Here is a 12851-nt window from a genome sequence, read left to right on the forward strand (position 1 = left end):
ACATGAGGCATAAAAATGAGAATAGATAAATTAACAACCAAATTTCAAGAGGCTTTAAGTGAAGCGCAAAGCATCGCTTTAGCTAAAGATAATCAATACATCGAGCCAGCCCATGTCTTGTTAGCAATGTTGCGTGACTCTGATGGATCTGCAAAGAGCTTATTAACCCGTGCAGGCGTCAATGTTCCAGGCCTTGAAAAAGGCGTGGAGAAAGTCATTAGTAATTTGCCTGAAGTGCAAGGTACTAGTGGTGAAGTACAAGTGGGTCGTGATTTAAGTAATTGGCTCAACCTATGCGAAAAAGAGGCGAATAAGCGTAATGATCAATTTATCGCTGGCGAGTTGTTCTTGCTAGTGGTGGCTGATGATAAGGGTGAGCTTGGCAAGGTAGCCCGCGAGAATGGTTTAAATCGTAAATCGTTAGAGGCGGCTATTGATTTAGTGCGCGGAGGGGAATCAGTGAATAGTGCAGATGCTGAAGGTCAACGTGAAGCCTTAAAAAAATACACAATCGATTTAACTGAGCGCGCACGTATGGGTAAGCTCGACCCCGTCATTGGTCGTGATGATGAGATTCGTCGCACCATTCAGATCTTGCAACGTCGCGGTAAAAACAACCCAGTGTTGATTGGTGAGCCTGGTGTAGGTAAAACCGCCATTGTGGAAGGCTTGGCACAGCGAATTGTGAATGGCGAAGTACCTGAGACTTTAAAAAATAAACGTGTCTTAGTTTTGGATATGGCTTTGCTATTAGCAGGCGCTAAGTATCGAGGTGAATTTGAAGAGCGTCTGAAAGCGGTCTTGAGTGATGTAGCTAAGGACGAAGGTCAAACTATCATCTTTATCGATGAAATTCATACGATGGTAGGAGCTGGTAAGGGAGATGGCGCAATGGATGCCGGCAATATGCTCAAGCCTGCATTAGCGCGTGGCGAATTGCATTGTATCGGCGCGACCACTTTAGATGAATACCGTAAGTACATTGAGAAGGACGCTGCACTCGAGCGCCGCTTCCAAAAAGTGATGGTCGAAGAGCCTAGTGTTGAAGCGACAATTGCGATCTTGCGTGGATTACAAGAACGTTACGAGCTTCATCATGGGATTGAGATTACTGATCCTGCGATCGTTGCTGCTGCAGAGTTATCCCACCGCTACATTACCGATCGTTTCTTGCCAGATAAGGCAATTGATCTGATTGATGAGGCGGGTTCACGTATTCGGATGGAAATTGATTCCAAGCCAGAGGTAATGGATAAGCTAGAGCGCCGATTAATTCAGCTTAAGATTGAGCGTGAGGCCGTTAAGAAGGAAAAAGATGAGGCTTCACAAAAGCGCCTTGCTTTAATTGAAGATGAGATCAAGCGTCTAGGTGCTGAATATGCAGACCTAGAAGAGATCTGGAAAGCAGAGAAGGGTGCTGTATTGGGCGCTGCCAATCTGAAAGAAGAGATTGAGAAAGTGCGCGGAGAAATTGCTAAGTTGCAACGTGAAGGCAAGCTAGAGAAGGTCGCTGAATTGCAATATGGCAAATTGCCAGAGCTTGAAGCAAAGCTTAAATCTGCAACTGCTGCTGAAGCAAAGGGCGGTAAAGACGGTGTTGTCAAAAACAAGTTGCTACGTACTCAAGTAGGCGCAGAAGAAATCGCCGAAGTCGTTTCTCGTGCGACGGGTATTCCGGTATCGAAGATGATGCAAGGTGAACGTGACAAACTTCTCAAGATGGAAGAGTTGCTGCATAAGCGCGTAGTTGGCCAAGAAGAGGCTATCCGTGCAGTATCCGATGCTATCCGTCGCTCGCGCGCTGGCTTGGCTGAAGAGAATCGTCCTTATGGATCATTCTTATTCTTGGGGCCAACAGGTGTTGGTAAGACAGAGCTGTGCAAAGCCTTAGCTGGCTTTTTATTCGATAGTGAAGACCACTTGATTCGGATCGACATGAGTGAGTTCATGGAGAAGCATAGCGTTGCCCGTCTGATTGGCGCGCCTCCAGGCTACGTTGGTTACGAAGAGGGTGGCTACTTAACAGAGCAAGTCCGCCGTCATCCATACAGCGTCATCTTGTTTGACGAAATCGAAAAGGCACATCCAGATGTCTTCAACGTCCTTTTGCAAGTACTTGATGATGGCCGTTTAACGGATGGTCAAGGCCGCACTGTGGATTTCAAGAACACTGTGATCGTGATGACGAGTAACATTGGCTCTCATTTAATTCAGTCAATGACGGATAAGAAGCAAGCTGAAATTAAAGAAGCCGTATTTGAAGAGTTAAAGAATCATTTCCGTCCAGAGTTCTTGAATCGAATTGATGAGATTGTGGTGTTCCATGGCTTGGACAAGGCTAATATTGCTAATATCGCGAAGATCTTGCTCAAAAACTTATCGGATCGTTTGGCTAAGGTCGATATGCAGCTTGAGGTTAGTGATGCAGCCTTAAGTAAGATTGCGGAAGTCGGTTTTGATCCAGTATTTGGTGCGAGACCACTGAAGCGTGCCATTCAGCAGCATATTGAGAACCCCGTTTCCAAGATGATTTTGGAGGGTAAGTTCGGTCCTAAGGATGTTGTGCCAGTGGATGTCGATAAAAAAGGTGACTTTAGCTTTACTCGTCAGGTTCACTAGTACTCCAATAGTATTTCTGCAGGAATATTCCTGCGCCAGTAAACTCGACACATGACTCTTGCGCTTAGTAGGCGTGCCAGTGATGTCCGGGTGATTGGTCTTATTAGCCTGGCGCACGGCAGCTCACACTTCTTTCATTTAGTTCTTCCTCCCATGTTTCCATGGTTGAAGGATGCATTTGCTCTGAGCTATGCCGAGCTTGGCATACTGATGTCCATCTTCTTTGTGGTCTCCTGTGTTGTGCAGGCATCCTCAGGATTTTTGGTCGATCGTATTGGGGCTAGACCAGTTTTATTTGCAGGGGTCGGTTTACTTGCGCTCGCAGCCTTAACGTATTCTCAAAGTAATGGCTATCTCATGTTGATTATGGGTGCTGTGATTGCTGGATGTGGTAATGGCATCTTTCACCCAGTTGATTACACTCTGATCAATCATAAAATTTCTCCACCAAACTTACCTTATGCCTATTCTATGCATGGGGTAACAGGTTATTTGGGATGGGCTGCCGCACCTGCATTTATGGTGGGTATTGCGCAGCTTTCTGACTGGCGTATTGCTTTCCTATCGGCCGCTTTGCTTGAGGCCATCATTCTCATGATTCTTTGGGTTAATAAAAACCAGTTACTAGATAACGTCAAAGAGCGTCATGAGAGTAGCCATGCCAGTGCTCAAGCCGCCAATCCTGGTGCTGCACCAGAGAGTGCATTTGCTTTCTTAAAATTGCCAGCTGTGTGGTTTTGCTGGATGTTCTTTTTTTTCAGCATGGCCTCCACTTCAAGCTTACAGTCTTTTGCCCCAAGCGCACTCTTTAGTATCTATGAGCTGCCATTAACGACGGGTAGTTATTACATTACGCTTCTGGCATTGGGTAGCGCTGGAGGTGTTTTGTTCGGAGGGTATTTAGCTGCTAAATTGCAAGCCCCAGAGCGCATAGTGTCAACTTGTTTATCTGTGACGGTAGTCATGTGCTTGCTGCTAGCTACGGGCTTTATTTCGCTTGAACTGATTCCAATTATTTTCTTTGCGCTAGGTTTTGGATACGGTGTAGTGGCACCATCACGAGATCTATTGGTTAAGAAAGCAACTCCGCAAGGCGTAGCGGGTCGTGTATACGGAATTGTTTATTCAGGCATTGATTTGGGTGCAGCAGTGGGACCTTTTATCTTCGGTCTCTTTATGGATGCTGGATTGCCGAAAGCCTTATTCATTGGCATTGTGGTGTTTCAGCTGATGATTATTCCCACGGTCTTTAAAGTCTCTTCAGACATTGCTCCTAAAGCAAAATAGCGACTGTTTAATATTTCATGATGTGAAATCTTATTACACTGAGTAAAATGCAGTGCAATATAAACAAGGCAACTCAATTTCGTGCCATGGTTAATCATTTCGTATTGCAAAATAACATTTATAAGTAATTGAATTTAAAGAGTTAAATAATTGATATAAAGTTTGTAATTCCCCTTTCCCCATTTTTTAAACTCTCTAAACTCTTATATAAGACATAAGACTTGAATGGGTCTTAACCGGTCTCAAATTTTGAAGTACTTGTTTAACTTAGGGAGAAAACCATGGCAGATCGCAAAGCAGAAATCGCAGCCTTACAGAAGGATTGGGATACCAACCCACGTTGGAAAGGTATTACTCGGGGTTATACGGCTGAAGATGTTGTCCGTCTTCGTGGCTCATTGAAGATTGAACACACTTTAGCCAAGCACGGCGCAGAACGTCTTTGGGAGTTGGTGAATAACGAAGCTTATGTCAACTGTTTGGGAGCCTTGACTGGCGGTCAAGCGATGCAACAAGTGAAAGCTGGTATTCAGGCAATTTACTTATCTGGTTGGCAAGTTGCTGCTGACGGGAATTCATATGCGGCGATGTATCCTGATCAATCTTTATATCCAGTCGATTCAGTTCCAAAAATGGTTGAGCGTATTAATAACTCATTCCAGCGTGCTGATGAAATTCAGACTGCAAAAGGGATCAACAAAGGCGATGTTGGTTATATCGAGTACTTTGCGCCGATCGTTGCTGATGCTGAAGCAGGTTTCGGTGGTGTATTAAATGCATTTGAATTAAGCAAAGCATTAATTAAACAAGGCGCGGCTGGCGTTCACTTCGAAGACCAATTATCTTCGGTGAAGAAGTGCGGCCACTTAGGTGGCAAAGTATTGTTGCCAACGACAGAGTCTGTACAAAAGTTGATCTCTGCACGTTTAGCTGCTGACGTGATGGGTGTGCCAACGATTATCCTGGCTCGCACCGATGCTGAAGCTGCTGACTTATTGACCTCTGACTATGATGAAAACGATAAGCCATTCTTGACTGGCGAACGCACCCCAGAAGGTTTTTATAAAACACGTAAGGGCTTAGATCAGGCAATCTCACGTGGTCTGGCATATGCTGCATACGCTGATATGGTTTGGTGTGAAACAGGTACGCCTGATCTTGATTTTGCTCGTAAATTTGCTGAAGCCATTCGTGCAAAGTTCCCAGGCAAGATGTTGGCTTATAACTGTTCACCCTCTTTCAACTGGAAGAAAAACTTGGATGATGCAACGATTGCGAAGTTCCAACGTGAGTTGGGTGCGATGGGTTACAAATATCAATTTATTACTCTCGCTGGCATCCACTCGATGTGGTACAACATGTTCGACTTGGCTCAAGACTACTCTAAGCGTGGCATGACTGCTTATGTTGAGAAAGTGCAAGAGCCCGAATTTGCTGCCCGTGACCGTGGTTACACATTCGTTTCACATCAGCAAGAAGTGGGTACCGGCTACTTCGACGATGTCACTACCGTCATTCAAGGTGGTAAGTCTTCTGTGACTGCGTTGACTGGTTCTACTGAAGAAGAGCAATTCCATTAAGAATCCCTAAGCAGTTTTGAAGTAGTAGCACCCTTCTGCGGCATCTAAATTACCCCACAAGGGTGACTTAGATGCCGTTTTCGTATACATTCTTCCCATGGCAAATTGCGTACTCTGTAAAGACGATCTCAGACCCGAAGAGGGTGAACTCATTTGGCGCGGTGATGACTGTCGAGTCATTCTGGTGAATGACCCTGATTTGCCAGGATTCTGTCGTGTGATTTGGAATCGGCATATCGCAGAGATGTCAAATCTCACTTATGGTGAGCGCGAGCATGTCATGAGCCTGGTATTTGTAGTTGAAGAGGTAGTGCGTCATGTCATGCATCCAGACAAGGTCAATTTAGCAGCCTTAGGTAATATGGTCCCGCATATTCATTGGCACATCATTCCTAGATACCAAGACGATGCTTTTTTCCCAGCTTCGGCCTGGTCAGCTAGAACTCAAGAGACCTCGAAATCCACTTTAGAGAGTAGAAGGGCGCTGTCTAAGCAGCTGCCATTAGCAATTAAAGAGGCAATTTCTCAGTTATATTAGTATTAAATTTAAGCAATACCCTCCCTCATAAAATTCAACTGGAGACAAAAATGAGTTTGCAATTCATAAAGCATTCCAAGTCCTTGATTGCTGTGTTATTTGGCTTTTGGGTTCTGAGCGCACAAGCCCAAACTAAATGGGATTTAGCAAGCGCCTACCCAGTTAGCAATTTTCATACAGAAAATCTGCAGCAGTTAGCTGCTGACGTAGAAAAAGCTACAGGGGGCTCGTTAAAAATTGTTGTGCATCCTAATGGCTCTCTGTTTCCTGCTAATGGAATTAAGCGAGCAGTTCAAACTGGGCAGGCGCAGATGGGAGAAGTTTTAATCTCCGTACTTGCTAATGAGAATCCGATTTTTGGCGTCGACTCCATTCCATTCTTAGCAACAAGTTATAAAGATTCTGAAAAGCTTTGGAAACTTTCAAAAAATGCCACAGAGTCTGCGCTGCAAAAACAGGGTTTGAAAGTAGTTTATGCGGTACCTTGGCCTCCGCAAGGTCTTTACTCCAAAAATCCAATTAACTCTGGCGCTGATATGAAGGGCTTGAAGTGGAGAGCCTACAACCCAGCGACATCGAAGATTGCAGAATTGGTTGGCGCTCAGCCAGTAACAGTTCAGGTTGCTGACTTAGCGCAAGCGATGGCAACAGGAACGATTAATTCAATGATGACTTCTGGTGCTACTGGCGTAGATATTAAAGCTTGGGAGAGCTTAAAGTATTACTATGAAGTTGATGCTTGGTTGCCTAAGAATATTTTGATGATTAATCAAAAAGCTTTTGACTCCTTAGATAAACCCACTCAGACTGCATTATTGAAAGCATGTGCTGAAGCTGAAAAAAGGGGCACAAAAGTTTCCGAGGAAAAAACCAAGCTTTACAACGAAACTTTGGCAAAAAATGGCATGCTTGTGCAAAAGCCCTCCACCCAATTAAAGAATGATCTAGATAGAGTGGGTCGCATTATGGTCGCTGAGTGGATTCGAAGCGCTGGCGATGAAGGTCAAAAAATTATCGAAGACTTTAAGAAATAAAATTGATGCCAGCCTTGCGAAGTCTGTATGGTCGTTTGCTTGATAGCTTAATTCATTGGGCCGCCGTTTTGGCGGCCTTATGCATTCTGAGTATTTGTGTTTTGATGGTATCAATGTCGTTATCCCGAGAATTTGGCATTAATCTGCGTGGCGCTGATGATTTGATTGCTTGGTTCTGCGCTGCATCTGCATTTTTAATTTTGGGGCAAACCTTTCAGCATGGCGGTATTGTCAGAGTCGAAATATTTTTAAGTAGACTTGGCCCAATCTGGAAAAATCGCCTGGAGATATTTAGCCTTGCAGTTATGTCTGGATTCTGCTTGTTTGCACTCTTAGCTTTTTCATTATTCGTCTACCAGAGTTGGGAATTTAACGATGTTTCTCAGGGTCAAATCATTGTGCCACTCTGGATTCCTCAGATTTTTGCTGCGCTGGGATGCTTGATATTTTTCTTAGCAGTTTTAGATGAGTTTTTTAGAGTGCTACGTGGAGGTAAGCCTCGTTATCAGCAAATGGCTGAGGAGCGTTTAAGCGCTGGCGATTTTGGAGAGACTCTTTGAGTATTACTGTAATCGCATTGATATTGTTGGTATTGATGACCTTCTTATTGCTGATGGGAATTTGGATTCCAGCAGGTGTAGCAATTACGGCTTGGTTTGGCTTAGCTGTCTTTTCTGATAAAGACACCATGATGAATTTGGCTAATGTCTGGTGGAATTCAAGTTCATCCTACACTTTGGCCTCACTTCCATTATTTGTTTGGATGGGAGAAATTTTATTTAGAACAAAGCTCTCAGAACAAATGTTTACTGGATTATCTCCTTGGCTGAATTGGTTGCCAGGTAGGTTGATGCATGTGAATATTTTGGGTTGTGGAATTTTTGGCTCTGTATCTGGATCATCTGCTGCAACGTGCGCGACGATTGCAAAATCTGCTCTGCCTGAATTAACTAAGCGTGGTTATGACGAAAAGATTACCCTGGGGTCTTTATCCTGCGCTGGTACTTTGGGAATTTTGATTCCCCCGTCAATTACGATGGTGGTCTATGCTGTAGCAGCAGATCAATCCATCATTCGTATTTTTTTGGCAGGATTTATACCCGGCGCTATCTTGATGGGCTTATTCTCCGGGTACATCATTGTTTGGGCGCTACTCAATCCCGATAAGACGCCTCCTGCAGAAAAGTATTCTTGGCAGCAGCGCATTCATTCAATTGGGCAATTAATACCCTGTACTGCCTTAATTATCTTTATTGCATGGTTGATGTTGGCTGGATACTCGACTGCAACTGAGGCTGCTGCTTATGGGGTAGTGGGGTCGTTGATTTTAGCGGCAGCTGGCAGAAACTTATCATGGAGTAATTTTTGGCAAAGTCTTCTATCGGCTACAAGGCTGACTGCAATGATTATGTTTGTTTTGGGGGCGACCTCTTTTTTGTCAATTGTCATGAGTTACACCGGAATCCCAAGGGGGCTTGCTGAGTGGGTGCAAAGTATGCACCTTTCACCTTGGGCCCTTATTTTTGTTTTGACAATTATTTACATCTTATTGGGAACGGCATTAGATGGTATTTCAATGATTGCCCTAACAACGGTAACTGTCCTGCCTATGGTTCAGCAGGCTGGATTTGATTTGGTATGGTTTGGGATCTTTATTGTTTTGTTGGTCGAGATTGCAGAAGTAACGCCACCGGTTGGTTTTAACTTATTTGTTTTGCAGAGTATGACCGGCAAGGATAGTAATTACATCGCTAAGGTCTCACTACCTTTTTTTGGCATGATGGTATTGGCAGTGGCTTTAATCACCATTTGGCCTGATTTGGTGACATGGTTGCCTGATCAGTTTTTGCAAAAAGAAATTAAGTAATGCCCGATGGCTTTAAAGAGTTCTCAAAAGTCTTCTGGTGAAATCAATATCTTAGATGTGGGTGATGCAGCCCTCTTAGTCGATTTTCGGGGGCAAAGTAATGCGCTGACTAAAGTTCATCAATTGTGTGAGCTTTTATTGTCCAATTCTCCTCCTTGGTTGCTCGACGTTATTCCGGGTATTGACAGTCTTTTAGTCTGTTTGAATTTTGAAAGCCTTGAATTTGCGCAGACACGTTCGAGTGCGCGGATTGCTTTGCAGGCTGCTCTCAAAGACATTTCCAGCTCAAGTAAATTACCAGAAAAAAATGAGCTGACATATCGTATTCGAGTTTGCTACGACCCTGAGGTGGCTCCTGATTTATTAAGTAGTGCGCAAAAATGTAAGATGACGGTTCGGGAATTTATCAATCGACATAAAAACTCAGAAACATATGTCGACATTTTGGGTTTTATGCCTGGTTTTGCATACTGTAGCGGCTTAGATCCAGCCTTAAGATTGCCTCGCCTTGAATCCCCGCGGACTGCCGTGCCAGCTGGGTCTGTGGCTATTGCCGAGTTACAGACTGGGCTGTATCCAAAATCTACTCCAGGGGGCTGGAACGTTATTGGGAGAACGCCAGATATCTTGTTCGACGCTACAAGAGTGCCACCTAATTTATTGACCCCCGGCACTCGAGTTGAATTTATTGAGATCAGCTTAGATGAATATAAAAAGATTCAATTAGAGGCAACGCAAAACTCCTCGCAATTAGAAAATTTAGTACTAAGTAAAGTCAATACAGTTGATGTTATTACCTCTGGTACTTTAACCACCATTCAGGATCTTCCGCGCCATGGTTATGCACATTTAGCACTTAGCTCGGGTGGCCCCGTCGATGCAGATAGCGCAGCTTTAGCAAACGCACTCATTGGTAATCCAACAAGTGCCGCAGGGCTGGAGATTACAGGCATTGGGCCTCAATTGTTGTTTCATACTGATACTTGGGTTGCTTGGGTGGGCGCCTATTGTGAGGCGAAAATTGATGGGAGGCGTGTCTTTGGTAATCGCCCAATCCGAATTCATCAGGGTCAAATCCTTCGTTTTTCCTCAATGCAACAAGGCTATAGAATTTTCTTGGCGATTGCTGGAGGCATTCTGACGAAATCTATTCTGGGGGGCGGTAGTTCACATTTGAGTTCGGGTATTGGAAGTAAGCCGATACAAAAAGGGGATGTCCTCTATTTATCGCAACCTCATTATTCTGATGAAAAGCCACTACTAGAAAATATGATGAAGCGTGGTGCGGACTCTACGAAGTGGTTTATTGCTTCTCCAAGCATTCCTACTCATGAAGCTCAATTTATTGCAGCAATCCCAAGCTTGCACTTGGATTTACTCAGTGATCAAGATCAAGAATTGCTTTGGAAGACGGTTTGGACGGTTTCATCGCAAAGTAATCGTATGGGCATGCGATTGGATAGTCACTTCAAAATTTCTAGTTCTATTGCTGGCATACCTTCGCAAGGTATCTGGTTTGGCACGGTTCAGTTACCACCTTCTGGACAGCCAATCTTGATGTTATCCGAACATCAGACTACGGGTGGCTACCCTAGATTATTAGAGGTAGTACGCTCTGAACGTTCAAAATTGGCACAATTAAAGCCTGGAGATAAATTCCAATTTATAAGAGCTACACTGGAAGATGCCGATAAGATAAATGCTTTGTACTTTGCTAACCAGATTAAAACCTTGAATAATATTGAGTCTGCTCTATTGTGTAAGTTATGACAAAGAAAATTGATCTGAATTGCGATATGGGTGAGGGGTTTGGGGTCTGGCAGATGGGCGATGACTTTTCGCTGCTCGACCACATAGACTCTACCAATATTGCTTGTGGCTGGCATGCTGGTGATCCTGAACGGATGAAAAATTTAGTCGCCGCTGCAATTCAGAAAAATGTTTTTATTGGGGCTCACCCGAGCCTGCCAGACTTAATTGGTTTTGGTCGAAGAGAGATGGCCATTACCCCTAATGACGCCTATAACTACGTGATGTATCAGGCAGGGGCTCTGAAAGCTTTTATTGATTCCATGAATGGCAACTTGCATCATGTCAAGCCACATGGAGCTCTTTATAACCAGGCCGCCAAAGATATAGAGTTGGCTAAAGCAATTGCTTTGGCTGTCAAAGATTTGGGAGGGGATGTCATTTTGTATGGCTTAGCAGGTAGTTGCTATGTTGACGCTGCAAATGCGGTAGGTGTTCAATTGTGGCAAGAGGTTTTTGCGGATAGACGTTATACCTCTCAAGGATATTTAGTGCCACGCTCTGAAGTAGGTGCATTAATAGAGGATGAAGATGAGGCTGCGCAGCAAGCTGTTCGGATGGCTTCTAGCAACGAAGTGCTCTCGATTGATCAAAAGCTTGTCAAGCTACAGGCCGACACACTTTGCATTCATGGAGATGGCCCCTCCGCCCTTGATTTTGCAAGAAAGATCAGATCTTTACTCTGATGCATTAAATTAGTAGAGATTGGGCAAAAAGCTGAAAAGCGGTACCCATAAAAAATAGATGGAGACAGGAAGTGATAAACAAAATCATTCCTAGCGTGGCGCAGGCTGTGCAGGATATTAGTGATGGCTCAACCATTTTGGTTTCGGGTTTTGGTGGTGCAGGCCTCCCCATTTACTTATTGGATGCTTTAGCAGAGCGGGGCGCGAAGAATCTGACGATCGTCAGCAATAATGCCGGCAACTCTGGCATTGGCATATCTAAATTGATTGGAGCTGGACAGGTTAAGAAGATGGTTTGTTCTTTTCCCCGTCAACCAGAATCTGGCGCATTTGATGACCTCTATCGTGCGGGTAAGATTGAATTAGAACTTGTTCCCCAAGGCACTCTAGCAGAACGTATTCGTGCTGGTGGTGCAGGTATCGGTGGTTTTTACACGCCAACGGGCTTTGGCACCGAGCTTGCAAAGGGTAAAGATACGCGCGTAATTGACGGCGTGAATCATATTTTTGAAACTGCCATTAAAGCGGACTATGCATTGATAAAAGCTGACAAAGGTGATCGTTGGGGAAATCTAACCTATCACCGTACTGGTCGCAACTTTGGTCCTATTATGGCTACAGCCGCTCGTTGCACCATTGCGCAAGTCAATGAAGTTGTCGAGCTCGGCACATTAGATCCAGAGAATATAGTGACTCCTGGAATTTTTGTGAAACGCGTGGTACCTGTTGGAGGTAAATCATGATTGATCTCTCTAAAGTACAAAAGCGTTCAACTGCTGACATTGCCAAGCGCATTGTTCAAGATATACCAGACGGTGCTCATGTCAACTTGGGTATTGGTCAGCCCATGACGATTTGTAATTATTTACCTGCAGATAAAGAAATCTTGATGCATTCTGAGAATGGACTGCTTGGTATGGGCCCATTAGCAAAAGATCATGAAATCGATGAAGAGTTGGTGAATGCAGGTAAGCAGCCTGTCACTATGTTGCCAGGTGCCTCGTTATGTCATCATGCCGATTCTTTCGTGATGATTCGTGGCGGGCATATTGATATCTGTGTATTGGGTGCCTTTCAAGTTTCTGTCAAAGGCGACATTGCAAACTGGCGAACTGGTGACCCTAAGGCAATTCCAGCGGTGGGTGGTGCAATGGATTTAGCTCTTGGTGCCAAGAAGTTATTTGTGATGATGGAGCACCTAACTAAGTCAGGGGAATCTAAGTTCGTTCAAGAATGCACTTATCCTCTCACTGCTTTGGCAGCGGTAGATTGCATCTACACCGACTTAGCAACGGTTGCTGTAACACCAGAAGGTTTAGTAGCGGTCGATTGGATCGATGGCCTTAGCTTTGAAGAATTACAAGAGCTAAGTGGTGTGCCAATGCGTCAGCCCGAGAAATAATTTGGCTCCTAGCTTGCAATCTAAAAAGC

The 12851-nt window shown here is 44.3% G+C and carries 11 protein-coding genes; all 11 read left to right on the forward strand.

Annotation, left to right across the window (positions count from 1 at the left end):
- Positions 1-15 precede the first annotated feature (15 nt).
- On the forward strand, positions 16-2619 hold the full coding sequence (gene clpB, locus AOC29_RS02365) for an ATP-dependent chaperone ClpB (protein ID WP_215296457.1): 2604 nt from the start codon (positions 16-18) through the stop codon (positions 2617-2619).
- A 51-nt stretch (positions 2620-2670) separates the two neighbouring features.
- Positions 2671-3906 (forward strand): MFS transporter, encoded by a 1236-nt coding sequence (locus AOC29_RS02370; protein ID WP_215296458.1) that lies wholly within the window; start codon positions 2671-2673, stop codon positions 3904-3906.
- Positions 3907-4187: 281 nt separating this feature from the next.
- Positions 4188-5486: an isocitrate lyase gene (gene aceA, locus AOC29_RS02375; protein ID WP_215296459.1), complete on the forward strand. Its 1299-nt coding sequence runs from the start codon at positions 4188-4190 to the stop codon at positions 5484-5486.
- Positions 5487-5583: 97 nt separating this feature from the next.
- Positions 5584-6024 (forward strand): HIT family protein, encoded by a 441-nt coding sequence (locus AOC29_RS02380; RefSeq protein ID WP_215296460.1) that lies wholly within the window; start codon positions 5584-5586, stop codon positions 6022-6024.
- A gap of 50 nt (positions 6025-6074) precedes the next feature.
- A complete protein-coding gene (locus tag AOC29_RS02385; protein WP_215296461.1) occupies positions 6075-7058 on the forward strand; it encodes a TRAP transporter substrate-binding protein in 984 nt (327 codons plus the stop codon).
- Positions 7059-7063: 5 nt separating this feature from the next.
- Complete coding sequence (locus AOC29_RS02390) at positions 7064-7618, forward strand: TRAP transporter small permease subunit (RefSeq protein WP_215296462.1); 555 nt, start codon at positions 7064-7066, stop codon at positions 7616-7618.
- Positions 7615-8925, forward strand: a complete 1311-nt coding sequence (locus AOC29_RS02395) for a TRAP transporter large permease (protein WP_215296463.1) — start codon at positions 7615-7617, stop codon at positions 8923-8925. The genes AOC29_RS02390 and AOC29_RS02395 overlap by 4 nt, the downstream gene beginning before the upstream one ends.
- 6 nt (positions 8926-8931) lie before the next feature.
- On the forward strand, positions 8932-10695 hold the full coding sequence (locus AOC29_RS02400) for an urea amidolyase family protein (protein ID WP_215296464.1): 1764 nt from the start codon (positions 8932-8934) through the stop codon (positions 10693-10695).
- On the forward strand, positions 10692-11420 hold the full coding sequence (locus tag AOC29_RS02405) for a 5-oxoprolinase subunit PxpA (protein WP_215296465.1): 729 nt from the start codon (positions 10692-10694) through the stop codon (positions 11418-11420). The genes AOC29_RS02400 and AOC29_RS02405 overlap by 4 nt, the downstream gene beginning before the upstream one ends.
- 71 nt (positions 11421-11491) lie before the next feature.
- Positions 11492-12163, forward strand: a complete 672-nt coding sequence (locus AOC29_RS02410) for a 3-oxoacid CoA-transferase subunit A (protein WP_215296466.1) — start codon at positions 11492-11494, stop codon at positions 12161-12163.
- The gene (locus AOC29_RS02415) at positions 12160-12822 is read left to right on the forward strand and encodes a 3-oxoacid CoA-transferase subunit B (RefSeq protein ID WP_215296467.1); all 663 of its coding nucleotides are present in this window, start codon (positions 12160-12162) and stop codon (positions 12820-12822) included. The genes AOC29_RS02410 and AOC29_RS02415 overlap by 4 nt, the downstream gene beginning before the upstream one ends.
- The last annotated feature ends 29 nt before the right edge of the window (positions 12823-12851 follow it).

Source organism: Polynucleobacter sp. JS-JIR-5-A7, assembly GCF_018687935.1.
GTDB lineage: Bacteria > Pseudomonadota > Gammaproteobacteria > Burkholderiales > Burkholderiaceae > Polynucleobacter.

Coding starts and splice junctions, on each gene's coding strand:
- AOC29_RS02385 (WP_215296461.1), top strand. CDS start 6,075: ATGAGTTTGCAATTCATAAAGCATTCCAAGTCCTTGATTGCTGTGTTA.
- AOC29_RS02370 (WP_215296458.1), top strand. CDS start 2,671: ATGACTCTTGCGCTTAGTAGGCGTGCCAGTGATGTCCGGGTGATTGGT.
- aceA (WP_215296459.1), top strand. CDS start 4,188: ATGGCAGATCGCAAAGCAGAAATCGCAGCCTTACAGAAGGATTGGGAT.
- AOC29_RS02390 (WP_215296462.1), top strand. CDS start 7,064: ATGCCAGCCTTGCGAAGTCTGTATGGTCGTTTGCTTGATAGCTTAATT.
- clpB (WP_215296457.1), top strand. CDS start 16: ATGAGAATAGATAAATTAACAACCAAATTTCAAGAGGCTTTAAGTGAA.
- AOC29_RS02415 (WP_215296467.1), top strand. CDS start 12,160: ATGATTGATCTCTCTAAAGTACAAAAGCGTTCAACTGCTGACATTGCC.
- AOC29_RS02400 (WP_215296464.1), top strand. CDS start 8,932: ATGGCTTTAAAGAGTTCTCAAAAGTCTTCTGGTGAAATCAATATCTTA.
- AOC29_RS02380 (WP_215296460.1), top strand. CDS start 5,584: ATGGCAAATTGCGTACTCTGTAAAGACGATCTCAGACCCGAAGAGGGT.
- AOC29_RS02405 (WP_215296465.1), top strand. CDS start 10,692: ATGACAAAGAAAATTGATCTGAATTGCGATATGGGTGAGGGGTTTGGG.